The sequence below is a fragment of the Clostridioides sp. LIBA-7678 genome (assembly GCF_056716065.1).
The window spans coordinates 442,170-466,047 of record NZ_CP196987.1; the positions used below are offsets into that span (position 1 = coordinate 442,170).

Here is a 23,878-nt window from a genome sequence, read left to right on the forward strand (position 1 = left end):
AGGGGAACAATGCCTGTAAGAGCAGATCAATTAAAAGAGAAAGAGGATTTTCAGAAACTAATATTAGAGAGGTTAAAAGAGGATAATGGTTATATAATTCGTACATCAGATAAGTATGTTGCAGGATTAGCTATGGATGTGGAGATATTGTTACAGTTTCTAAATAATACACAACCTGAAACAATGGAAAAACTTCGTAAAATGTATAAGGAACGTACGGAGCAAACTGTTATTAATTATATTAATCAAGAAATTAATAAGAGTAGCCGTAGTCTTATTGATGTACTAAAGCATGGCGTAGAATTTGATAATGGTTCTACGTTGAAGCTTATGTTTCCTAAATTAGCAACAAGTTTCAATAAGAAAGGTAATGAGAGATATAATTCTAATATATTATCTGTAATGGAAGAAGTCTATCACAAAGAAGGGGAACGTGTTGATTTAATTATATTCCTAAATGGTCTAGCTATTTTTACAATTGAGCTAAAATGCAATACATCAGGTCAAAATTATGAGGATGCTATTAAACAATTTAAAAATGAGCGTGATGAGAAAACGCGTCTATTTAGATTTAAAGCTGGCTGTTTAGCTAGTTTTGCAATGGACTTAAATGAAGTATATTTATGTACTGAGTTAAAGGGGCATTCATCATTTTTTATGCCATTTAATAAAGGTGGAGATGATTTTGGTGCTGGAAATCCACACAATGAAGATGGAATAAATGTTTCATATATGTGGGAAGACATTTTAACAAAAGATAAAATCATATTTTTAATAGAGCGTTTTATTTATATAAATAAAGAGACTAAAAGAAATCCAGATACAGGAAAGAAAATCATAACTGAAAAGGTTATATTCCCTAGATATCATCAACTACGCGCTATAGAAAAATTGATGGGGGATATTAAAGTAAATCATTCAAGTTGCAATTATTTAATTGAGCATTCAGCTGGTTCAGGTAAAACCAATACTATTGCGTGGCTTTCTCATATATTATCATCCTTACATGATGATTATGATAATAATATATTTGATACAGTATTAATAATAACGGATAGAATTATTGTAGATAGACAACTTCAGGAAGCTGTAGATGGAATAGAACATAAGAGTGGTCAAGTAAAGGTTATGGATGATAAATGTAGTTCTTCAGATTTAGCTGATGCGTTATCAGGAAATACAAAAATTATAGTAACAACTATTCATAAGTTCTACTATATACTTGACCAAAATTTACTTGGTGGATTAAATAACAAAACTTTTGCTGTATTAATAGATGAGGCTCATTCTTCAACAAAAGGAACATTAATGCAGGCTGTTACTACTGTTCTTGCAGGAAATGATGGTGATGATGAAAAAGATGAAGAGGATAAAATTGTTGAAGAAATACAAAAAAGTGGAAAACAAAAAAATGTTTCTATGATTGCTTTTACAGCTACACCTAAACCAGATACACTTCAGCTTTTTGGTACATTAAACGATAAGGGGCAAAAAGATTCCTTTGACTTGTATCCAATGAAGCAAGCAATAGAAGAAGGATATATATTAAATGTTTTAGATAACTATACAACGTGGAAAACATATTTTGAGCTAAATAAAACAATAGAAGATGATCCAGAATTACAATCAATAACAGCTAAGAGAAAAATTGCTAGATTTATAGACTTACATGATACTAATATTGCACAAAAAATAGAAATTATAATAGAGCATTTCCGTCATAATGTAGCTCACTTACTAGATGGAAAAGCTAAAGCTATGGTTGTAACTTCATCTAGAGAAGCAGCAGTTAAATATCATCAAGAGTTAGAAAAGTATATTCAACGAAATGGATATAGTGATATACACGCGCTAGTTGCTTTTTCAGGAAAAGTACCATTAGATGGGGTGGAATATACAGAACCAAATATAAATGGGATAAGTGAAGAAGATTTAAGAGATGAGTTTGATAGAAGTTATTATCAAGTTCTATTAGTTGCTAATAAGTATCAAACAGGTTTTGATCAACCAAAGTTGGTTGCAATGTATGTAGATAAAAAATTAAAAGGGGTTACTGCAGTACAGACTCTTTCTAGATTAAATAGAATTTATCCCCCATATGATAAACGCACGTTCGTTCTTGATTTTAAAAATGAATATGATGACATAAAAAAAGCTTTTGAGCCCTACTATAAAGATACTGTATTATTTGAAACAATAACACCTTCAGATATAAGAGATTTACTTAGAGAAATAGAATCCAACAATATATTAGACTTTACGGATATTGAAGCGTTTAATCATTTTTTATATCAGCAGAAGAGAACATCTAAAGATAAAGCAAAAATGTGGTCATTATTAGACAAAGCTCTTCAAAGGATTAACCCTTTAGAAGAAATTGAGAAAGCTGAAATACGTATTACAATTAGAAGGTTCTTGAAAAGTTATTGTTTTCTTATTCAAGCTACATGCTATGAAAATGTGGACATGCATAAGTTTTACAATTACTTATCTTATCTTGTAAAAGAGATTGAAGTTGGAAGTGGTGGAAATGATTTTGATATTGCTGACAAAGTAACAGTTAGTGGATTTAGACAGGAGCAAATTTCTGAAAATTCTAATAGTTATATTGATGCAAGACCAGAAGTGAAAATTAAAAAGCCAAAGCCAGCAAATCTTGAAGAGCAGCAAAAAAAGAAGTTATCAGAAATAATAGATGAAATAAATGCAATTTATAATAAAGAATATCAATCTGATGTAGCGTCAAAATCAGCTATGCAAATAAGGGATTTATTATTACATGATAAACGTCTTAAGACGAGTGCTAAGAAAAATTCGTTAGATGATTTTAAATTTACTTATGAGGATAGTGTTCAAGATGCATTAGTTCAAGGATATGATCAAAATATGGACTTCTATACATTATTGTTAGGGAATTCAGAACTAAGAGAAAAAATTACAAATGTTTTTATGGAAGAAATATATAAAGCTTTAAGAGATATGGAATAACAAAAGGGGGGGAAAGTGCTCCATTACATAACATAGCAATGTAGCACTAAATAGGATATTATGAATCAGAAATTTTCTAATAGTTTTGTCCCATATATACCTAAAGAACAATTTGATGATGTAGCCAGTGATTTTTTAAATAAATATTGTCCAGAAGCTTTAAAAACACCAATGGCTATTCCTATATGGGACATTGCAAAAAATAGAATACAGTTAGAAATATATGATACTGAGCTTTTATCGGATAAAAATACAATTCTTGGTGCAATTACATTATGTGATGGGATTATTGATGTTTTTGATCCTGAGATAAATGCATATAAAGGTATAGAAGTTCAAAAAGGGATGGTCTTTATAGATAGTGGTATGTTGAACGATGGAAGGAGAAACAATACATTAGCGCATGAATGTGTACATTGGTTTAAACATAGACCGTATTTTATCAGAAACAGACAGGGAGTAGGTATGCAAGCCATTGCCTTCAGGTGTCCAGTAGAAGAAACAAATAAAACTATGGATGAAGAATGGGCAGATGCTGAAATAATGGAATGGCAAGCTAGAAATATTGCCCCAAGAATTTTAATGCCAAAGAATACAACATTAGTTAAAGTGAAAGAATTTTTAGCTAAGCATAATTATTCAAATGATAAATATGCTGCAGTAAAAGAAACAATAGAAGAGTTATCAGAATTCTTTGAAGTATCAAAGCAATCCGCAGTTATAAGAATGGTTGATTTTGGATATGAAGTAGCAAGAGAATTCTATAATTATAATAATGAGATAGATTTTTCACCTTATAAACAACGTAATTTTAAGATAAATCAGAGAGGATTATCTAAAAAAACTGTTCAAAAGATTAGTTCAAAAGAAGCTTATGAGGAATACAGAAGAAATAAAGTATTTAGAGAAATAATACATTCAGGTGCATTTAAGTATATTAATGGATTTTTTGTAATTAATGATAAAAAGTATATAGCAAGTGATGAAGAGGGAAAACAAATACTAACTGAATATGCTGAGACACATATGTCAGAATGTGTATTAAGCTTTAGTTTTAAATTGGATGGATATGTTCCACAGGATAGTGGTAATTCTACGGATATGTTTTATATGTATAAAGCAGAATCCTATTCAAGTAGGAAAACATATTCAACCAACACACAAAATTCTGATGTTTTTGACCGCTGGTATTCAGGTGAGGAAATGAGACGCCAGCTAGAAGAAAGAAGAAACTTACCACGTAGCTTTAATGAGATGTTTAAGTATTTATTTGATAACAGAAAATGGACTACACAAAAATTTAAGGATATGACTTTACTAAGTGATAATGAGTTATCAAGAATAAGAAAAAATCCACCTCAAACTTCAAAAAGAACAATGGTGGCAGTTTGTATAGGTATGAAATTACCTCTTGATACTTCTTTAGAGTTTATGAGAGCAGCAGGAATAGTACTTGTTGATACAAATGATGAGGATGCAATTTATAAATATATTCTCTCATGCAATTTTGGTGATATAGATAGTGCAAATGATTTTTTAATTGAAAATGATTTTAAGCCATTAGGTCAACAGGAAAAAGTTTCGGCCTAAGAAAAAAATTAAAATTAATTTATCACAGTGTGATAGAAAATTATTGTATTTAAGTTGGATGTTTTTATTTAATAAACTTATTTTAACCCTAAAAGACCTATTTAGCGTAAATTTATACGTTAGATAGGTCTTTTTTTATTATCATAGCGTGATAAGATGTATTTTTATTTTAGCAGTATTATTAAGCCATGAGTTGAGCAACTCGTGGTTTTTTTATTTTTATGTTTCGCTAAAAAGTTTTTTTTAATAGGAAATGGGTCTTCCAGTTTAACTTTTATTATTTAGGTACAGAGCAAAAACGAAAGGGGGTGTGAGTGATGAATGGAGCACAGGATTGGATAACTCCAACAGAAAGAAGAATGGAAGTTATAAAAGTTCTTTGTAAAAGAAGAAGTGAAACAATGGAAAACTTAGTTGAAGAGTTTGGAGTTACTAGCCGCACTATCAGAAATGATATTGACTATTTATCACTCTCATACCCAATAGAAACTGTTCGTGGTAGATATGGTGGAGGAGTTAAGATTATTGGTGATTTTGATTTGTATAGGAAATATCTTAATGAACAACAAAAGACTTTACTTGAAAAGCTGAAGGAGAGTCTTTCAGGTCAGGAACTTTCTATCATGAATATCATTTTAAGCGATTTTGCTTTGAATATATAATTACGGGACAAACCCGAATGGAAAGGATGATGGTAATGAATCAGATTTATGTTCAATTAGCTGATGGTTATGAAAAGGTTGCAAAAGCCTATCGTGAATTAGCTAAACAAGGTAAAGAGAAAATGGCAAAGTTAGAACAAGCAGGGGTTAAAGTTGAAACTGTTGTAACAGAAGTTAACGTAACAATTGAAATGGTAAGAGCAGTCCTTGCACAGAAATCACAAGAAGGAAAAACACGTGATGTTAAAGCCTTACTTATGAAATATGATGCAGGAAAGCTTTCAGGGGTTAATCCAAAAGATTATGCTGCATTACTTGCAGAAGCAGAGGTGCTTTAATGGGTGGACATGCAAGGTTTTCCCCTTCATCTGCCTATCACATGATAAATTGTCCACCTTCACTGGTATTGGAGGAGCAATTTGAAGATGAAGAAAGCCAATATGCTGCAGAAGGTTCAGCTGGACACTCTCTTGCAGAACACTTAATAAAAAGACATCTTAAGCAAAGAAGTAAAAGACCAGTTTCAGATTATTTTTCAGAGGAGCTTTTAGAAGCTGTTGATAAATATGTCTTATATGTGATTAATGAAATAGAGGAATCTAAAAGAAGTTGTGAAAATCCAATATTTTTAGTGGAACAAAGAGTTGATGCTTCAGAGTATGTAGATGAATGTTTTGGTACGGCAGATATGACAATCATAACAAATTCTACAGTACAAGTTATAGATCTTAAGCTAGGTAGAGGAGTTCAAGTTTACAGTGAAGAGAATGCACAACTTATGATTTATGGTCTTGGGATATTATCAATGGCAGAGCTTCTTTATGATATTGAAACTGTAAAGCTTACAATTGTTCAGCCAAGAATTAATAATTTTAGTACTTGGGAAATTAGTCCTACTGAATTAAAAAAGTGGGGAGAAGAAGTGCTTAAACCAAGAGGTGCTATGGCATTGATGGGAGCAGGAGAATTTAAATCAGGAACATGGTGCCGTTTCTGCAAGGCAAGGAATCAATGTCGTATAAGGGCAGAAGAATTTTTAAATATTGCAAAGATGGAATTTAGGAAACCAGCGCTATTATCAGATGCTGAAATTTCAGAGGTACTTAGGGTTGCAGATGAATTATCAAAATGGGCATCTGATGTATATGCCTTTGCTCAGGAACAAGCAATTGTTAAAGGTAAGCAGTGGAGTGGATTTAAATTAGTTGAAGGTAGAAGCAACCGTAAGTATACAAATGAAGAAGAAGTAGCTCAAGCTGTAATAGATGCAGGATATAAAGATATATACAAACGTTCACTTATAAGTATTACTGAAATGGAACGTTTAATGGGAAAAAAAGAGTTTGCTGAAATCATGGGTAATTTAGTGTACAAGCCAGAAGGCAAAGTTACATTAGTACCAGATGCAGACAAACGTAAAGCAATAAATAAATCTACCGCAATAGCGGAATTTCAGGAGGAATAAATATGAACCAAAATACAAATTTAACAAAGGTGATAGTACCATGCAGATTTTCTTTTCTTCACTGCTGGGAGCCAGACTCAGTAAATAGAGGAGATCCTAAGTATAGTGTGTCTGCCATTATTGACAAGTCAGATACTAAAACAATCGCTGCAATAAAAGCAGCTATAGAGCAAGCTAAAAAAGAGGCTGTATCAAAGTGGGGAGGTAAAGTTCCTAATAACCTAAAAATACCTCTAAGAGATGGAGATATTGAGCGTAGTGATGACAGTGCCTACAAAGGTAGCTATTTCTTCAATGCTAATAGTAGACAAGCACCTCAAGTGGTTGATTCAAAAGTACAGCCAATATTAGATCAAAATAAAGTTTACTCAGGTTGTTATGGAAGAATCAGTGTCACTTTTTATGGTTACAACTCAAACGGGAATCGTGGAATTGCAGCAGGATTGGGAAACATCCAAAAGCTAAAAGATGGAGAACCATTAGGTGGTAGAGTTAGTGCTTTTAATGAATTTGGAACAGTTGAAGATGAAGATTTCTTAGGTTAATTCCTATATTGGGGCGGTAAAAAACTGCCACCCTAATTTAAGAAATGGAGAGTGATGTAATGAGAACTTTAGGAATTGATATAGAAACTTTTTCGGATATAGATTTAATTTTCATCTGGAGTATATGCATACACTGATAGTCCGAACTTTGAAATTTTATTAATTGCATATGCTTTTGATGATGAAGAAACAAAAACTATAGATTTAGCTTGTGGTGAGAAAATACCACAAGAAGTTTTAAAGGCATTAAAAGATGAAAGTATTAGTAAAACAGCTTTTAATGCAGCACTTGAAAGAAGATGTATTTCTAAATATTTAGGAATTTATTTATCACCAACCTCATGGGTATGTACAGCAGTTTAAGCATCTATTCTTGCGCTACCTTTGTCACTTGAAGGTGTAGGTGAGGTTTTGAATATAGAACGTAAAAAATTAAAGGAAGGTTCAGATTTAATTAGATACTTTTCACTACCATGTAAGCCAACAAAAAGCAATGGTGGTAGAACCAGAAATCTTTCAAAACATGCACCAGAGAAGTGAGAACTATTTAGAACATATTGCATTCGAGATGTGGATGCAGAGTGAGAAATAAGATGGAAGCTACGAAACTATCCTATCTTAGAAAGTGAGCAAGAGATATACAGGTTAGACCAAGAAATTAATGATAAAGGAATACTTGTTGATTTAGATTTAGTAAGTAATGCGGTAGAATGTGATATTCAATATAAAGAAGCGTGTACAAAAAGGGCTTATGAATTAACAGGGTTAAACAATCCAAATTCTGTGTCCCAGGTTAAAGAGTAGCTTACAGAACGTGGAGTAGAAGTTGAAAGTTTAGATAAAAAAGCAGTTAAAAATTTAATTTATGATAGTGATGGTGAAGTGCTAGAAGTATTAAAACTTAGACTTCTTATGGCAAAAACATCAGTTAAAAAGTATCAAGCAATTGAGAGGTCAGTTTGCTTAGATGGTAGAGTTCATGGGTTATTATAGTTTTATGGTGCAAATAGAACAGGTAGGTGGGCTGGAAGACTCGTTCAAGTTCAGAATCTACCACAGAATCATATTGCTGACTTAGAGCTAGCAAGGAATCTTGTAAAGCAAGGAAGGTATGAAGATATAGATATGTTATATGATTCAATGCCAGAAGTATTATCTGAAATTATTAGAACTGCATTTATACCTAAAGATGGTTATCGATTTATTGTAGCTGATTTTTCAGCTATTGAAGCTAGGGTTCTTGCTTGGATTTCTGGTGAAACATGGAGACTTGAGGTATTTGCAAGTCATGGAAAGATATATGAAGCTTCAGCAGCTGCAATGTTTAATGTAGCAATAGATGAAATAACTAAAGGAAGTTCTTTAAGGCATAGGCGAAACAAATACAAAAAAACGTGATGAGTTTAATAGAATGATTGCAGATTGTAGAGCAAGGAAGATTGATAGAATTATTACAAAATCAATTAGTAGATTTGCTAGAAATACATTAGACTGTTTGACTTATATAAGAGAATTAAAGGAGCTTGGTATAGGAGTAATATTTGAGAAGGAAAACATTGATACTTTAGATGCAAAAGGAGAGGTGCTGCTTACAATACTATCTTCTCTATCACAAGATGAAAGTAGGTCAATCTCAGAAAACTCAACTTGGGGGATAAGAAAGAGATATGAAAATGGTCAGTATGGAATGAGTACAAAGAGGTTCTTGGGATATGATGCAGATGAAAATGGAAAGTTAGTAATTAACCAAGAACAAGCTAAAATAGTTGAAAGATTATATGATGAATACCTTTCAGGAAAAATGGAAATGAGTATAAAAAAGTATGGCAGTGCCAAGAAAGATATAGAGTAAAGGGAGTTTTGGGGTTTACAAGCAGACATATTGAAGAAGCAGTTTTAAAAGAGGCTTTTATACTTGCATGGAATACATTATTAGAAAATAGGAATGAAATAAAAAAACGTTGGGAATGATATGCTGAATTTGGGAATCCATTAGAGCAGTATAGAGCGTTACAATTTGCAGATATGACAGAAGATGCAAGTAAAATAACAAGTTACGAAACAGACTTCTTACTAAAAACATTAGATTATATTAAGGTATATGAAAGTGGAAAATTAGTAATAAAGTTTATGGAGGGAACTGAATTCGAATTAGGTAGAGAATAAACTACAAGAAGCCAATTAGGATAATTAAAATATCTTGGTTGGCTTTTTTTATTTTATACAAATGTTTAAACAATTGTATTTACAATAGGATTAAGGCGTGTTATTTTTAGGGAGAGGTGAAAAAATGGAAATTAATGTTAATAGCTTAGTATCTATAGAAAATGCGTTGAATAATGTTGATGGAGTTTTTGAAATTGTTGATGATATAGGTAAAGTTATTATTTTAAAGGATAATAAACCAGCCTACATTATATCTAAATATGAAGAAAGTGCTGAAATTAATGCTAATAAAGTAACTGTAAGTGGTAATTATACATTACAAGAAGCTATGAAGATTGTTCTATTAGAGGTAGAGAATAACACACTTCATGCTTCAGAATTAGCAGATATTATATATGAAAGAAAATTATATGTTCAGAAAAATGGTGAAAAAGCTAAGTACAATCAGTTAAGGGCACGTTGTGGTCATTACCCTGATATGTTTGAAGCTTTACCAGGTAATTTTATAAAACTTAAATAAGGGGAAGGGGAATAAAATATGTCTTTTCAAACACCAATTACAATTAGTGAAGTTATAAATGATATTCATTCAAAAAAGTATTTGCTTCCATCCATACAAAGGGAATTTGTATGGAGTCCAGAGCAAATAACTATGCTTTTTGATAGTCTTATGAGAGATTATCCTATTAATTCATTTTTATTTTGGAAGGTTCCTAAAGAAAAAGCTTCAGAGTTTAAATTCTACGAATTTCTTCGTGAGTATCATCAAAAAGATAATAGACATAATCCAAAGGCAAATATTAATGGTAGTGACGATGTAATGGCTGTACTTGATGGACAGCAACGTTCAACATCTTTGTACATAGCTTTAAAAGGAAGCTATGCTAATAAAATTGCATATAAAAAGTGGGATAATCCATTAGCTTATCCAAAGAAAAAATTATATATAAACTTACTTGATACTCCAGAAGATATTTCATATGAGTATGAATTTAAATTTCTTACTGAAGTAGAATCAAAGGAAGTTGATGATAATCATTATTGGTTTGAAGTTGGAAAAATTATGGATTTGAAAGAACAGTACGATGTAATGAATTTCATGATTGAAGCAGGACTATCATCAAATCCAAACAAGGAAAAAGCTAAATTTGCAAATAAAGCACTATATAAGTTACACTCTGTAATTCATGTAAATAAAATAATAAGCTATTACCTTGAGCAAAGTTCAGAGCTTGATAAAGTTCTTAATATTTTTATACGTGTAAATAGTGGTGGAACAACATTAAGTTATTCAGATTTACTTTTATCTTTTGCTACTGCTCAATGGGAAACTAGGGATGCAAGAGAAGAAATTAATGAATTCGTGGATGAAATAAATCAAATTGGTAGAGGATTTAATATTAGTAAAGATATAGTGCTAAAAGCTTGTTTAGTACTTTGTGATTTACCTGACATTTCATTTAAGGTTGATAATTTTAACCGTACAAATATGCTTAAGATTGAAAAAGAGTGGGATGGTATTACAAAGGCAATCAGAGATGCTTTAAAATTAGTAAGTAGTTTTGGATTCAGTAGGGACAATATTACATCCAATAACTTAATAATTCCAGTTGCATATTACCTTAAAACTATAGGGCTACCAAATAACTTTGAAACATCAATGTCAAGAATTGATGATAGGAGAAATATTAAATTATGGTTTGTTTCAGCATTATTGAAGAAGGTATTTAGTTTTGCACCAGATGGAGTACTAAAGCCAGTAAGAGAAATAATTAAAAATCAATCATTAAATGGATTCCCGATAGATTCAATATTTGCACATTTTAAAGGAACTAATCGTTCATTACGATTCACAGATGATGATATTAATAATTTACTTTATTCAAAATATGGACATAGTGATACGTTAGTAATCCTTTCTATTCTGTATCCATGGGCTTATTTAAGACATAATTTCCATGTTGATCATATGTTTCCTAAGAGTGAGTTTACGCCTAAAAAATTGACAGCTAAAGGAGTACCTGAAGATAAAATTAATTATTTCATAGAAAATTATAATTTTATTGGAAACCTACAGTTGCTTGAGGAAACACCTAATATTGAGAAAAAGGCAATGGAGTTTGAAAAGTGGTTAAGCGAAAAAGTTCCATCAGGTGAACTAGCAGACTATAAGAAAAAACATTATGTTCCATCAGTAAATTTAGCATTTAATAATTTTGATGTATTCCTAGAAGAACGTGAAAAGATGTTAATTGAAAGATTGAATAGCGAACTTAGGAAGTAGAAAAATTTTGTAGACTAGATTATAAGAGAAGTAGGAGGAGAGTCTTTATGCCTAGACCAGGAGCAACGATATATGATTTACTACTTTCATGTCCGGGAGATGTAGTTGATTTAAAGGATATAGTAAAGGAGTCTGTTGATGATTTTAACGGGTTATTTGGTAGTACAAATAATATAAAGATTGAATTAAAACATTGGAGTTCAAATGCATATCCACAATCAGGTGGGAGTGCTCAGGAATTATTAAATCAACAATTTATACATGATTGTGATGCATGTGTAGCTTTACTTGCTAATAGATTTGGGAGTCCAACTGAAAAATATGATTCTGGTACTGAAGAAGAAATAGAAGATATGATCAATAATGGAAAACAAGTATTTATGTACTTTATTGAAAGGCTAGTTGATCCTAGTACAATCGATACAAATCAACTAGATAAAGTGAGACTTTTTAAAGAAAAATACACAAACAAAGGGATATATTGGCAAGTTAAAAATAATGAAGAGTTTAGAAAGTTATTTCTCAACCATTTAACACTCTATTTTTTACAGTTAATAAGTGCGCAACAGGAGGTGAAAGTAAATACTAGAACCCCACAATTGAATTTATTAATGAATGATAAAAGTAAGAACGCAGTAGCTAAACACTCTAATTTTCAAAGTGCTAAATTGTTTTTAAATAAAGAACAGGAAATTTTGGAGTTAATAAATCAAATAAAAGATATTAGAATTGAAAAAATAGATGCTGTAGTTGAAAATAAAGATAACCCTATAAATGATACAACTGCATTAAATAGTACAATTACAGAACAATTATCTATATCTCTATCATCATTAAAAGGTATGCAGAATTTCATGAAATCAACATTTGTTAAAGTGGTGATAGATGAAGAAGTAAGAGATACTGTTGAAAAGTACTGTATAGAAAGAAATATTATTATAAATGAAGAGTTTTGGGATCTAGGTAATTTGGAAAAAGAAACAAGAATTATTTATGGAAGTGAAGAAAAGTATAGAGGTGGAGAAGAAGCAGAAAAAAAGTATAATTTAATTACAAGTTTATGGGCTAAAATATATGAGTATAATGAATATCACAATTTTTTTAAATCAATTGATCAATTATGGTGTCTAGATTTTATAGTAAGTAACACAGGATCTATATTTGATGAAGATATTGATGTAAAAATTATAATTCCTAGAGGAGCTATAGTAAGTATTGATGATTTACCAATGCCCGGATTATCATGTATTGAAGAAATAAATGATCATAACTTATGTGAATTACTATTTTGTAGTAGAAAATCAGATGATATAGATAGATACACTGATTATCCGATCAATAACTACATACCATATGATACATCAATGAAGACACCATTTAATAGACCTTCAGCATCAGAAAAATATGAAGTACAAAAGAAAAAATATCTAAGAGAGTTGGAATCTTTATTTTGCTACGAAGTTTTTAATAAAGCCGATCATGATATAATAAAGTTTAACATTAGGTATTTAAAGCAAAATACAAACATGTATTTACCGACACATTTGTTTTTTAAGAAGTTTCCAGAGTATATAGAATATGAAATTAAATCAAAACATGTACCAGATGTTGTTGAAGGAAGATATGAAATTACAGAATAAGAAACTTGACTTTTAGGATAAAATGTAGCATTACTACTTATTAATAAAATGATAAGGAGTAGTGCATTGTGAAGCTAGAAGAAGAGCTTAAAAAAGAAATTAGAAATCTGCGTATGACAGACTTAAGCTATAGACAGGTGGCTGCAGAAACAGGTTTAAGTAGAGACTGCGTTAGAAACTATTGTAAATCTGTTGGATTGGATGGGTTAGGGAGTGAACTGTCATCTGCACTTAGATGCAAATTTTGCAATAAAGCAATAGAAAGAAAAGCTACTGGAAGAATACCCATATATTGCTCAGTAGATTGTAAAAAGAAATGGTATCAAGTAAATCCTATTATGCATGAACATGTTTGTGATTACTGTGGGAAGGAATTTACAAGCCTTGCAAAGATTGCTAAGTTTTGTAGCCATAAATGCTTTGAGAGAAATAGGTTCTATCGAAAAGAAGATATACAGAGATGGTCATAAAGTTTCTCGAGAAAGAAGAGGCTATTCCAAATGCACCAGTTTGGATAAAAACGTTAGTTAATGGCATTTCGGATAGAGAGGAACATTAGAATTTTTATATAAAGATAAAACTCATTTGTTAAATAGCATAAGAAATATGTGGTAACGCATTGCGAGACTGTAGTTAAACTTATTAGAGAATAACAGGGTTATAGCTATTTGTATGATGTTATAAAGGTGGATTTGCCATCGATTTGCCACCATAATTATTTTTCAGTGGTAAATTTATTCTACAATGCTTTTAAAAATATTTCCAGACTCCAAATTAATTTAGAGTAAAATCTATACAATAGATTTGTAATAGTGAATAATTACTTGTGATATAGATGAAAAAATTTAACTTACACTATAAATATTCAATTAAGGTACTATACTAAAACATTGATAGTATAGTACCTTTTTGTAAGCACATAAAAAGTAGACAAATACATAAATTATAGTCTATTTGTAGTTAATATGAGATTGGTATTTTAAATAGGATAATATTCCAAGGTATTTTTTCTTAAGTGAAGAAGTACCTATTTTACTATTTACATTTTATATCTTCTAAGTTACTTATATATCTATCATTTTCTTAATACTATTTTATCCCCATTTTTATAGAAACTAAAATTTCATTTGGTAAATAATTATATTTCCATTGGATATTGTAATAACAATCTCACTCTTCTTTAGAATTATTGTACCTAATGAACTTAGTATGTATAAAATCATAAATGTGTAAGATGTAAGAAGGATAATTCAAATTTTGCAATTGTAATTTTAGCGACTTAGCAAGTGTACTTTTATCTGCTTCTACTAAACTATCAATACTAATAATATATATTTTACTAGAAATATCCTAATTTATTAGTTTATCAAATAGCATCTTCATTATAATTTCATTATTTTATATAATATAAATAGTATTAAGATTTTTATAAGAGTTAAATCAAGCATGTATTATTACTTAAATATTTGTATAATCAACATCTAGCAATTTACCTTTTTGGTGAAAATGATTAACAAGTTTTTTAGGATAATTCATTATTAATTCATCTGGAAAATTAATTTCTTTTAAGATATTCTCAGAATACTCATAGTTACCTATATCAAAACAAATGTGAGCATCTGAAGTTAGTATGATTTTAGCACCATATTTTTTGCAAAGTGTAGCAATATACTTACAATTATCCAAGCTACCACTTCTTGACACGCCTTTGATAGAACAATTATTTATTTCTATTAATATATTCTTTTCAATGGCTAATTTAATGATTAATTCATAGTCGATTGGGTAGTTTGGGTTTCCAAGGTGACCTAATATTTCAATATTATCATGCTTATCTATTACATTTATTAAGGCTTTAGTATTATTCTCCAATGTATTTGGTGAAAAAACGGCTTCATGAAATGACAAGATAATATATCTAATCGAGGAATGACAAAGGGTTCTAGGTCTATGTTTCCTTCAATATCTAGTATATTTGCTTCACATCCTCTTAGGATTATAATGTCATTTATGATTCTTGGAATATTTTGAATGTTGTGAAAGTACCATTTGTGGGGAGAACCAGGCATCTTAGGACCATGTTCAGATGTACCTAGTATCTTAATTCCATTCTCTTTACAATAATTAATATTTTCTAACAAAGTGCTATAGCCATGACCACTGACTATAGAGTGGGTGTGTAAATCTGATAAAAAATTCATATAAATTCCTCCTCTATAAAAGATGAGGGTAACGTAATTTATATTATAAAACGAACCAGAAATAAAATCAATAGTTACACAATTAGACAAAAATATTAAAATATTGTAGAATTAAGCTTAATAATAAATATTTAACAGTATTACTGCTTATGGGGGAGGTCAACTATGATACAAAAGAAGCTATCAAGGAAAGAAAAAGTTTTAATTTGCTTGAAAAGGCTAACAGAGGAACACTTGAACCTTAATAATGGCATTAGATTTGGATTTGATGCAGAATATATTGCTACTGAAGTAGGTATAAATAGAAGTAATGCTAGTAAGGAATTAAATCAATTGATAAAGGAAAGTATTATTATAAAGATAAAAGGAAAACCTGTTCAGTACTTATATAAAGAAAGTATTGAGAGTATTTTAGGAAAGAAACTAAATAAAGGGATATTTGATAATATTAACTCTATAAATGAATATAGTGAGAATGATTCTATCAAAGATGAGTATATTGTAGATAGCATAAAAAAAGAGAACAATATTTTTAATTTAATAGGGTATGATGGAAGTTTAAAGTCCCAGATAGAGCAAGCTAAAGCAGCAGTAATATATCCACCTAAGGGTTTGAGTACATTAATAATAGGACCTACAGGAGTTGGTAAATCTATATTTGCAGAATATATGTATAAGTATAGCTTAACTATAAAAGAAGATAGCGATAATGCACCATTTATCATATTTAACTGTGCTGATTATTCTGATAATCAGCAATTATTATTAGCGCAACTTTTTGGATATGTAAAAGGGGCATTTACTGGGGCTGATAAAGATAAGTATGGTATTGTACATGAGGCTAATAATGGGATATTGTTTTTAGATGAAGTTCATAGGTTATCTGCAGAGGGACAAGAAATGCTATTTCTGCTTATGGATAAAGGTATATATAGAAGGTTAGGAGAGACTAATAAGGTACATGAGTGTAGGGTTATGATAATTGCGGCTACTACAGAAGATCCACAAACAGCAATGTTGGAAACGTTTTTAAGAAGAATACCTGTAACTATAAAGATTCCGTCTTTAGAGGAAAGAGGATTTCAGGAGAGAATGAGGCTTATATGTTATTTTTTTAAAGAAGAAAGTATTAGGATTGGTGTTAAGTTAAAGGTTTCAAAAGAAGTTATTAAGGCATTTATTTTATATAAGTGTAAGGGAAATATAGGACAATTAAAAAGCGACATACAATTAATTTGTGCAAGAGCTTTCTTAGACTATATGACCTATAAAATGGAATGTGTATATGTAAGACTTTCTCTTCTACCAAACAATATTAGAGAGTCATTGTATGGAAATAACAGAAAAGAGGAGTTTGTACAGAATTTCAGTTTTATTGGGAAAGATGATATTATTTTTTTACCAGAAGAAAAGAATTTTGAAAGTGAAAATTTATTAATAGAAAATAAAAAATATGATTTAGATTTCTATGGAATGATAAAAGAAACTTGGGATAAACTTCAACAAGAAGGTATTAAAGAGTCACAAATTAGAAGCTTTATAGATGAAGATATACAGAAGTATTCCTATAATTTAATGAATACTTTTATATATAATAGTAGTAATCAAACAGCTTATAACAATATTGTTAATGATTCAATTGCAACTACTGTGAAGTATATTTTACAAAAGCATGATAAATGGAGTAGAAAAGAAGGATTAGATAAATTAATAAAAGCTATAGCCTTACACATTCAGAATTTAATTGAAAGAATAAAGATTGGGAACATAGTAAAACATCCTAATAAAGATGAAATTATGAAGGAAAGAGCATATGAATATGACATAGCAAAAGAAATATTATCTAACATGTCATTAATGTATGGGGTTGAGTTTCCAGAAGATGAAGCAATTTTTTTAGCAACGTTTCTTTATTTATCTTATGTGGGATTAAATGAGGAAAGTATAGCAATATTAGTTATAATGCATGGTGAATCTACAGCATCTAGCATGGTGAATGTAGCTAATACTTTACTGGATTGTAACCATGCAGTGGCAATCAATATGGGGCTAGAAGATAGAGTTCAGGATATTTTAGTCCAAGCTGTAGAAATAGCCAATGAAATTGATAAAGGAAAGGGAGTTTTAATTTTAACTGATATGGGATCTATTTTAACATTTGCTAAAGTTATTCATGATGCTACTGGAAAAGAAGTAAAAGCAATAGATATGGTAAGTACACCTATTGTAATAGAAGCAACTAGAAAGGCTCTAACTCCTGAAATGACATTAGAGAAATTATATTTTAATATTATAGAATCTATAAAGAAACATTATGGAGATATGGAAATTACATATGCTGAAAAAGATAATGGTGGTAGATATTTTGATAGATTACTAATTGACAATATTAGCAAGACTTTGACCTTTTTAAATGGGGAAAAAGCTTATTTTATATTAAAAGAAGTAATTAATAGGATTAGTGAACATTATTCTTTAGTAATTCAAGATGAGCTTTTAGTAAAGTTTATATTTCATTGTTCATGTATGATTGAAAGAATAATAATAAAAGAGTCTTTAGTTTATAAATCATACGAAGAAAGAATTAGTAGAAGTAAAGAATTATATTTAGTTATAAAAGAAAATTTTAAGCTTGTAGAAGAGACATTCGATATAATTATTTCAGATATGGAATATGCAAATATATTAGATATATTTGAATCACAATATGATACAGATAAATTTAAAAGTTGATACAAAATTTAAAAATAGCCAAAAGGCTATCTTTTTTTTACTTTTTTTGATACAGATTTGATACAGGTCTGAAAAACATTTTGATACATATTGAAAGAATAAGTTTTTTTAATAAATTAAGCAAAAGGGGTTGGTTAAATCTTGCAGAATAGCCACTTGTTATTGATACACATACGTTGGCATGGCAATTGCTTATATAAAAAGTGACAAAAAAAGTGAGGTGAGATTGGTGATAGGTATAATAGTTATGACTCATGGGAGTTTTAGTGAAGAAATTATAAAAAGCTGTGAACTTATTGCAGGACCAGCAGAAAGAACAGCAGCAATTAAACTAAATAGGAATGATAATATTGAAGACTTAAATAGAAATTTTGTAGAAAAGTTAAATGAATTAGATGAAGGTGACGGAGTTTTAGTATTAGCTGACCTATTAGGAGGTTCACCAAGTAATGTTGCAAGTTTAAACCTTAAAAAAGGTGGGAACTTTCATGCACTTACTGGAGTAAACCTTCCAATGCTACTTGAAGCTTTAATTAATAGAGAAGGGAAAAGTCTAGAAGAGTTAGCAGATGCATGTATTGAAGCGGGGAAAACTGGTATAAACAATATTAATAAAGTTCTTAGCTCAATGTAATATAAAAAGGAGTTCGATTAAAAATGTCTTTAGTGGAATATTGCAGATGTGATGATAGATTAATACATGGTCAAGTGATATATAAATGGGTTAGGCATCTAGGTGTTAAAAAAATAGTAGTAGTAGATGATGAAACAACCAATGATGTTATTTCTAAAGGTTTGATTAAAATGGCAGCACCAAAGAATATTGATTTATCAATATTAACTGTAAGTGAATCAAGGAGGTATTTTTATAATAACCAAGCCGATGATAACGTTTTTGTATTAATTAAAAACTTAGATACTGCAAATAGAATGATAGAGGAAGGAATTGATATTAAAAAACTTATTATTGGAAGAATACCTACAGGGATAGGAAAAAAGAAAATATCTCAAAATGTATACATTAATAAAAAAGAGTTTTTTTTAATAAATGAATTTATTAAAAAAAATATTAATGTATCAATTCAAATGGTACCTGATGATGAAGAAGTAGAATTAAATCAAAGTATTAATCACTATAAAGGAGAGTTTGTTTAGTAATGAATAAATATAAGGCAATCATACTCTGCCATGGAACTTGGGGAGAGGTATTAGTAAAAGAAGCGAATGAAAATTTTGGATTGTCAAATCAATATGAAGTTTTATCACTAAGCTCTGAAAAAGATGTTTCTGTATTCATGAAAGAGGTTGAAGAAGTAGTAGATAAAGAAGATGTGAAAATTATAATATCAGATTTGTATGGGGGTTCTACATCAAGTGTTGCAATAGCTGTTGCTATAAGAAGAGGGATAGATGCAATAAATGGACTTAGCTTACAAACAATTTTAATCGTAGATGAAGAATTAAGCAAAGAAGACAAAGTACATACATTACCAGAAAGAGTCGTCAAAAAAAATAATAACCTTTGTGTAGATTTAATTAAAGAATTTAAAAAAATATAAATTATGAGGTGGATATAATGTCAAAAATAACATTAGTAAGAGTAGATCACAGATTAATTCATGGACAAGTTATAACAAAATGGGTGAAAATCGCTCAAGCTCAAAAAATAATAATAGTTGATGACTTCTTAGGTCAAGATGAATTTATGGCTGACATATATAGAATGGCAGCACCATCAGGAGTAGAAGTATCTATTTTAACAGCAGAAGATGCAGGAAAAGCATTCCAAAACAATACTTTAGGAGATAAAAATATATTTATTCTATTTAAGAACGTTGATATGGCAAGTAAAGCGTATAAGGCTGGACTTAAATATGAAAAGATTCAATTAGGAGGCATTCCAAATGAAGCAGGAAAGAAGATGGTATTTACAGCTGTTTCATTAGGAAATGAAGATGTAGAACAACTAAATAAACTTAATGAAGATGGGATTGAAATAGTTCTACAAGTTATACCAGAGGAATCATCTATGACATATGAAAATGCATTAAAGAAATTTAAATAAAAATTCTAAATAAGGAGGAATTATAAATGGAATCTGTTTTGATGTTGGCAATTGTAACAGGATTATGGTATTGGTTTGCAGCAGGTCTTGCAGGGTATACCCTTTTCTCAACACTAAAGTCCCCTTTATTTATAGGTTTTAGTCTTGGATTACTTTGGGGGGATGTAACAACTGGTATGATTGTTGGTGCAAGTATAGAAATGGTTTATCTAGGAATGGTTGCAGCAGGAGGAAATATTCCATCTGATAAATGTTTAGCTGCTCTTATTGCAATACCAGTAGCACTTCAAACTGGTGTTAATGCAGAAGTTGCAGTATCTATTGCAGTACCTTTAGGTGTTATAGGAGTATTAGTTAATAACTTAAGAAGAACTGGTAATGCTGTATTAGTTCATAAGGCAGATAAGTATGCTGAAGTAGGTAATACAAAAGGTATCTGGAGATGCGCAACACTTTACTCTTTAATATTTGGATTTTTTTTAAGATTTCCAATAGTTTTTGTATGTAACTTTTTTGGAGCAGATTTAGTTCAATCATTATTAGATGTTATACCACAATGGTTAATGAATGGATTAACAGTAATGGGTGGTATATTACCTGCATTAGGTTTTGCAACAACAATATTTACTATAGGTAAAAATAAATTCTTACCAATGTTTATTATAGGATTTTTTATGGTTCAATATTTTAAAATATCAATTACTGCAGCTGCAATATTTGGTGTTTGTATAGCTCTTTTAGTTACATTTATGAAAGAAGATAAAAGGGTAGGTGAAGTATAATGCAAGATATTAAAAATGAACAAGGTACAACTGAAGTTAATAAGATAAGAGTACTTACGAAAAAAGATGTAACAAAAACATATCTAAGATGGTGGTGGACAGCAGAATTATCTAACTCTTTTGAAAGAATGCAAGCATTAGCAGTTTGTGCAAGTTTCACTCCAGCTTTAGAAAAGTTGTATAAGAAAAAAGAAGATTTAGTAGATGCATTAAAGAGACACTTACAATTTTTTAATACTCAAGCTATATGGGGAGGGTTAATTCACGGTACAGTTTTAGCTATGGAAGAAGAAAAAGCTACTGAAGGAAAAATCCCAGGAGAAGTTATTTCAGGTGTTAAGAATGGTCTTATGGGACCTTTGGCTGGAATTGGAGATACTTTAGATTTTGGTACATTTCAAACAATATTCCTAGCTTTAGGTGCTTCATTTGGTGCAGAAGGAAGTGTTATAGGTGCATTTTTCCCAATAATGTTTAGTATATTACTATTTTGTGAAGGTTATTATTTATTCCATTTAGGATATTCTTTAGGTAGAGATTCAATTAAGAAAATTCTATCAGGTGGTATTGTCAATAAGATAATTGATGGTGCTTCAATTCTAGGAATGTTTATGATGGGAGCATTATCTGCAACTACAGTTAAGCTTTCAACTCCATTATCATTTAATATTGGTGGTAAAGCAATTGTTGTTCAAGATACATTAAATATGATTGCTCCAGGCTTATTACCACTTGGTGTTGTATTCTTTGTATATTGGGGAATGAAATACAAGAAGTGGACAATAACTAAGCTGTTAGTAATTTTAGTTGTAGTAGCATTAGTAGGATCATTCATTGGAATATTCTAATTTACAATGATTAAAATATAGAATTTAATTTTAGGAGGAGAAAGAAATGTCAGAAAAAATGTATACAGAAAAGGAATATTTAGAAGGAATTAGGGGAGCAACAGGAGAAAGAGCAGTATGGTTCTATCTTCTTATGAAAGAAGCTGAAAAATTAGGAGTTAATCCAGATGATATATGTAAAGAAGCAATATACGGATTTGGTAAAATGAGAGGTCAAAAATATAACGTAGCAGATACTCCAGGAAAAATGGCGGAAATGTTATATAATAGTAAAGGACAAAAAGTGTTTGAAATGGAATTAGTAGAAAATACAGATGAAAATGGAGTTTTAAAATTCCATCACTGTCCATTAGATGCTGCTTGGAAAGAATATGGATTAAATAAAGAAGAAAGAAAAGAAATTTGTAGATTAGCTTGCTATGGTGATTATGGAAGAGTTGATTGTGCACGAGGTGTTAGATTAGAGTTTGCTCAAAAATGTGCTCATGATGATGAAGTTTGCGAATTAGTATTTACAAGAAAATAGTTTTTAATGTAAAAGCCTGTCCTTATGGACAGGCTTTAAAAAAACAGAAAGTAGGTTGATTTATGGATATAAGCAGAAGTGTAGATAATAGCTTAAATAGAACAGTAGAATTCCTAAAAGAATTAATAAAAATTGATACACAACAAGGTGAACCTATTTCACAATGTCCTTTTGGTATAGGACCTAAAAAATCCTTAGAGAAAACTTTAGATTACTGCGCTAGTTTGGGTTTTAGCGTTAAAAATATTGATAATTATATTGGATATGCAGAAATTGGAGAAGGAGAAGAATTAATAGGAATTCCAATGCATTTAGATGTAGTTCCACCAGGAGATGGGTGGAGTGTAGATCCATTTTCGGGAACAGTAATTGACAATATTATTTATGGAAGAGGTGCCATAGATAATAAGGGCGCTGTATCTATGCTTATACATGTATTGAAAAACATAGAGGATGTGTACCCTACAATTAATAAAAGAATAAGATTAATTTTTGGTACAAATGAGGAAACAGGTATGGAGTGTATCAAATATTATCTAGATAAAGGTGAAGAAATTCCAAGTATGGGCTTTACTCCAGATGCTATGTATCCAGTGGTTAATGGAGAAAAAGGAAGAGTTCATATAAGGATAGAAAAAGAGATTAAAATTGATATAAGTAAACCTTACATAATAGTGAGGGGAGGAACTAAAGAAAATGTTGTTCCATCTTATTGTACTGCAAAAATTATTAATGGAATTATTTCAGAGTTGACTACTAAAGGAGTAGCTACGCATGCAAGTAATCCTGAAAAGGGAGAAAATGCTATATCTAAAATGGTAATAAAGATAGTTGAAGATAATATGGATTTTCAGTATAGAGAAGATATAGAATTAATTTCAAAATACCTTTGTAGTGACTATTATGGAGATGCATTGGGAATTAATCAATATGATGAGGTATTCAAAAGCACTACTTTAAATTTAGGAATATTAAAAGTAAATGAGGAAAAAATCATATGTGAGCTAGATATAAGGTATGGCAAAAATATAGCTTTAAATAATGTAATAGATAGATTTAAAAAGTTTTTTTGTAACGGTTGGGAAATAAAGGTTATCGCTCATAAAGACTTACATTATGTTGATGAAAGTAATTTAGTACTCAAAAAATTATTAGAAGCCTATGAAGAAATAACAGATGAAAATGGATATACAATTGCTATGGGTGGTGGTACATATGCAAGTTGGTTTAAAGATATGGTGGCGTTTGGACCTAAGTTCTTATCACATAAAACTGGCGGTCATGGAGCAGATGAAAGAGTATCGATAGAGCATATACGAAAGAATATGGAGATATATACATTGGCTTTAATAAAACTATTAGAATTGTAAAAGTATAAGATAT

At 30.2% G+C, this 23,878-nt stretch carries 24 protein-coding genes; 23 read left to right on the plus strand and 1 reads right to left on the minus strand.

The window, feature by feature from the left end:
- The first annotated feature begins 9 nt into the window (after positions 1-9).
- From ACTG46_RS02400 to ACTG46_RS02465, 14 genes are all read left to right on the plus strand, one after another.
- On the plus strand, positions 10-2,988 hold the full coding sequence (locus ACTG46_RS02400; protein WP_407813723.1) for a type I restriction endonuclease subunit R: 2,979 nt from the start codon (positions 10-12) through the stop codon (positions 2,986-2,988).
- Positions 2,989-3,048: 60 nt separating this feature from the next.
- Positions 3,049-4,578: an ImmA/IrrE family metallo-endopeptidase gene (locus tag ACTG46_RS02405; protein WP_479923518.1), complete on the plus strand. Its 1,530-nt coding sequence runs from the start codon at positions 3,049-3,051 to the stop codon at positions 4,576-4,578.
- A gap of 317 nt (positions 4,579-4,895) precedes the next feature.
- Entirely contained in the window at positions 4,896-5,240 is a 345-nt protein-coding gene (locus tag ACTG46_RS02410) for an HTH domain-containing protein (protein ID WP_407813725.1), read from the plus strand.
- A 35-nt stretch (positions 5,241-5,275) separates the two neighbouring features.
- Entirely contained in the window at positions 5,276-5,578 is a 303-nt protein-coding gene (locus ACTG46_RS02415) for an rRNA biogenesis protein rrp5 (RefSeq protein ID WP_407813726.1), read from the plus strand.
- Entirely contained in the window at positions 5,578-6,705 is a 1,128-nt protein-coding gene (locus ACTG46_RS02420) for a DUF2800 domain-containing protein (protein ID WP_479923519.1), read from the plus strand. Before ACTG46_RS02415 ends, ACTG46_RS02420 begins: the two co-directional genes overlap by 1 nt.
- A 2-nt stretch (positions 6,706-6,707) precedes the next feature.
- Positions 6,708-7,250: a DUF2815 family protein gene (locus ACTG46_RS02425; RefSeq protein WP_407813728.1), complete on the plus strand. Its 543-nt coding sequence runs from the start codon at positions 6,708-6,710 to the stop codon at positions 7,248-7,250.
- 411 nt (positions 7,251-7,661) lie between these two features.
- The gene (locus ACTG46_RS02430) at positions 7,662-7,790 is read left to right on the plus strand and encodes a hypothetical protein (protein ID WP_479923520.1); all 129 of its coding nucleotides are present in this window, start codon (positions 7,662-7,664) and stop codon (positions 7,788-7,790) included.
- A 585-nt stretch (positions 7,791-8,375) separates the two neighbouring features.
- A complete protein-coding gene (locus ACTG46_RS02435) occupies positions 8,376-8,648 on the plus strand; it encodes a DNA polymerase (RefSeq protein WP_479923521.1) in 273 nt (90 codons plus the stop codon).
- A 13-nt stretch (positions 8,649-8,661) separates the two neighbouring features.
- Positions 8,662-9,102 (plus strand): recombinase family protein, encoded by a 441-nt coding sequence (locus ACTG46_RS02440; protein ID WP_479923522.1) that lies wholly within the window; start codon positions 8,662-8,664, stop codon positions 9,100-9,102.
- A 173-nt stretch (positions 9,103-9,275) separates the two neighbouring features.
- Positions 9,276-9,416 (plus strand): hypothetical protein, encoded by a 141-nt coding sequence (locus ACTG46_RS02445; protein WP_407813730.1) that lies wholly within the window; start codon positions 9,276-9,278, stop codon positions 9,414-9,416.
- A 124-nt stretch (positions 9,417-9,540) separates the two neighbouring features.
- A complete protein-coding gene (locus ACTG46_RS02450; RefSeq protein ID WP_479923523.1) occupies positions 9,541-9,936 on the plus strand; it encodes a hypothetical protein in 396 nt (131 codons plus the stop codon).
- Positions 9,937-9,954: 18 nt separating this feature from the next.
- Positions 9,955-11,700: a DUF262 domain-containing protein gene (locus tag ACTG46_RS02455; RefSeq protein ID WP_479923524.1), complete on the plus strand. Its 1,746-nt coding sequence runs from the start codon at positions 9,955-9,957 to the stop codon at positions 11,698-11,700.
- Between the two features lie 47 nt (positions 11,701-11,747).
- Positions 11,748-13,340, plus strand: coding sequence for a hypothetical protein (locus tag ACTG46_RS02460; RefSeq protein ID WP_407813733.1), 1,593 nt, complete (start codon positions 11,748-11,750; stop codon positions 13,338-13,340).
- A 68-nt stretch (positions 13,341-13,408) separates the two neighbouring features.
- Entirely contained in the window at positions 13,409-13,810 is a 402-nt protein-coding gene (locus ACTG46_RS02465) for a hypothetical protein (protein WP_407813734.1), read from the plus strand.
- A 988-nt stretch (positions 13,811-14,798) separates the two neighbouring features.
- On the opposite strand, the gene ACTG46_RS02470 is transcribed toward ACTG46_RS02465, so the two are convergent.
- Complete coding sequence (locus ACTG46_RS02470; protein WP_479923525.1) at positions 14,799-15,248, minus strand: hypothetical protein; 450 nt, start codon at positions 15,246-15,248, stop codon at positions 14,799-14,801.
- A 458-nt stretch (positions 15,249-15,706) separates the two neighbouring features.
- On the opposite strand from ACTG46_RS02470, the gene ACTG46_RS02475 reads away from it, so the two are divergent.
- The 9 genes from ACTG46_RS02475 to ACTG46_RS02515 all read left to right on the plus strand — a co-directional run bounded on the left by ACTG46_RS02475 (position 15,707) and on the right by ACTG46_RS02515 (position 23,865).
- Complete coding sequence (locus tag ACTG46_RS02475) at positions 15,707-18,274, plus strand: sigma-54-dependent transcriptional regulator (protein ID WP_479923526.1); 2,568 nt, start codon at positions 15,707-15,709, stop codon at positions 18,272-18,274.
- A gap of 229 nt (positions 18,275-18,503) precedes the next feature.
- Complete coding sequence (locus tag ACTG46_RS02480) at positions 18,504-18,908, plus strand: PTS sugar transporter subunit IIA (protein ID WP_044212440.1); 405 nt, start codon at positions 18,504-18,506, stop codon at positions 18,906-18,908.
- Positions 18,909-18,931: 23 nt separating this feature from the next.
- Complete coding sequence (locus tag ACTG46_RS02485; RefSeq protein WP_479923527.1) at positions 18,932-19,429, plus strand: PTS sugar transporter subunit IIB; 498 nt, start codon at positions 18,932-18,934, stop codon at positions 19,427-19,429.
- Between the two features lie 2 nt (positions 19,430-19,431).
- Positions 19,432-19,833, plus strand: a complete 402-nt coding sequence (locus tag ACTG46_RS02490) for a PTS sugar transporter subunit IIA (protein ID WP_479923528.1) — start codon at positions 19,432-19,434, stop codon at positions 19,831-19,833.
- Positions 19,834-19,850: 17 nt separating this feature from the next.
- Positions 19,851-20,339, plus strand: coding sequence for a PTS sugar transporter subunit IIB (locus tag ACTG46_RS02495; RefSeq protein WP_021382992.1), 489 nt, complete (start codon positions 19,851-19,853; stop codon positions 20,337-20,339).
- A 26-nt stretch (positions 20,340-20,365) separates the two neighbouring features.
- On the plus strand, positions 20,366-21,121 hold the full coding sequence (locus ACTG46_RS02500; RefSeq protein ID WP_021383017.1) for a PTS mannose/fructose/sorbose/N-acetylgalactosamine transporter subunit IIC: 756 nt from the start codon (positions 20,366-20,368) through the stop codon (positions 21,119-21,121).
- Positions 21,121-21,969, plus strand: a complete 849-nt coding sequence (locus ACTG46_RS02505) for a PTS system mannose/fructose/sorbose family transporter subunit IID (protein ID WP_054268950.1) — start codon at positions 21,121-21,123, stop codon at positions 21,967-21,969. The genes ACTG46_RS02500 and ACTG46_RS02505 overlap by 1 nt, the downstream gene beginning before the upstream one ends.
- A gap of 46 nt (positions 21,970-22,015) precedes the next feature.
- Positions 22,016-22,495: an L-2-amino-thiazoline-4-carboxylic acid hydrolase gene (locus ACTG46_RS02510; RefSeq protein ID WP_054268951.1), complete on the plus strand. Its 480-nt coding sequence runs from the start codon at positions 22,016-22,018 to the stop codon at positions 22,493-22,495.
- 62 nt (positions 22,496-22,557) lie between these two features.
- On the plus strand, positions 22,558-23,865 hold the full coding sequence (locus ACTG46_RS02515; RefSeq protein ID WP_479923529.1) for a M20 family metallopeptidase: 1,308 nt from the start codon (positions 22,558-22,560) through the stop codon (positions 23,863-23,865).
- Positions 23,866-23,878: the final 13 nt, after the last annotated feature.

What these genes read in the sequence shown, in the direction of transcription:
- ACTG46_RS02410 (WP_407813725.1), top strand. Translation starts at nt 4,896, where the DNA reads ATGAATGGAGCACAGGATTGGATAACTCCAACAGAAAGAAGAATGGAA.
- ACTG46_RS02475 (WP_479923526.1), top strand. Translation starts at nt 15,707, where the DNA reads ATGATACAAAAGAAGCTATCAAGGAAAGAAAAAGTTTTAATTTGCTTG.
- ACTG46_RS02500 (WP_021383017.1), top strand. Translation starts at nt 20,366, where the DNA reads ATGGAATCTGTTTTGATGTTGGCAATTGTAACAGGATTATGGTATTGG.
- ACTG46_RS02450 (WP_479923523.1), top strand. Translation starts at nt 9,541, where the DNA reads ATGGAAATTAATGTTAATAGCTTAGTATCTATAGAAAATGCGTTGAAT.
- ACTG46_RS02490 (WP_479923528.1), top strand. Translation starts at nt 19,432, where the DNA reads ATGAATAAATATAAGGCAATCATACTCTGCCATGGAACTTGGGGAGAG.
- ACTG46_RS02445 (WP_407813730.1), top strand. Translation starts at nt 9,276, where the DNA reads ATGACAGAAGATGCAAGTAAAATAACAAGTTACGAAACAGACTTCTTA.
- ACTG46_RS02460 (WP_407813733.1), top strand. Translation starts at nt 11,748, where the DNA reads ATGCCTAGACCAGGAGCAACGATATATGATTTACTACTTTCATGTCCG.
- ACTG46_RS02515 (WP_479923529.1), top strand. Translation starts at nt 22,558, where the DNA reads ATGGATATAAGCAGAAGTGTAGATAATAGCTTAAATAGAACAGTAGAA.
- ACTG46_RS02505 (WP_054268950.1), top strand. Translation starts at nt 21,121, where the DNA reads ATGCAAGATATTAAAAATGAACAAGGTACAACTGAAGTTAATAAGATA.
- ACTG46_RS02435 (WP_479923521.1), top strand. Translation starts at nt 8,376, where the DNA reads ATGTTATATGATTCAATGCCAGAAGTATTATCTGAAATTATTAGAACT.
- ACTG46_RS02440 (WP_479923522.1), top strand. Translation starts at nt 8,662, where the DNA reads ATGATTGCAGATTGTAGAGCAAGGAAGATTGATAGAATTATTACAAAA.
- ACTG46_RS02420 (WP_479923519.1), top strand. Translation starts at nt 5,578, where the DNA reads ATGGGTGGACATGCAAGGTTTTCCCCTTCATCTGCCTATCACATGATA.
- ACTG46_RS02415 (WP_407813726.1), top strand. Translation starts at nt 5,276, where the DNA reads ATGAATCAGATTTATGTTCAATTAGCTGATGGTTATGAAAAGGTTGCA.
- ACTG46_RS02495 (WP_021382992.1), top strand. Translation starts at nt 19,851, where the DNA reads ATGTCAAAAATAACATTAGTAAGAGTAGATCACAGATTAATTCATGGA.
- ACTG46_RS02400 (WP_407813723.1), top strand. Translation starts at nt 10, where the DNA reads ATGCCTGTAAGAGCAGATCAATTAAAAGAGAAAGAGGATTTTCAGAAA.
- ACTG46_RS02405 (WP_479923518.1), top strand. Translation starts at nt 3,049, where the DNA reads ATGAATCAGAAATTTTCTAATAGTTTTGTCCCATATATACCTAAAGAA.
- ACTG46_RS02425 (WP_407813728.1), top strand. Translation starts at nt 6,708, where the DNA reads ATGAACCAAAATACAAATTTAACAAAGGTGATAGTACCATGCAGATTT.
- ACTG46_RS02455 (WP_479923524.1), top strand. Translation starts at nt 9,955, where the DNA reads ATGTCTTTTCAAACACCAATTACAATTAGTGAAGTTATAAATGATATT.
- ACTG46_RS02510 (WP_054268951.1), top strand. Translation starts at nt 22,016, where the DNA reads ATGTCAGAAAAAATGTATACAGAAAAGGAATATTTAGAAGGAATTAGG.
- ACTG46_RS02485 (WP_479923527.1), top strand. Translation starts at nt 18,932, where the DNA reads ATGTCTTTAGTGGAATATTGCAGATGTGATGATAGATTAATACATGGT.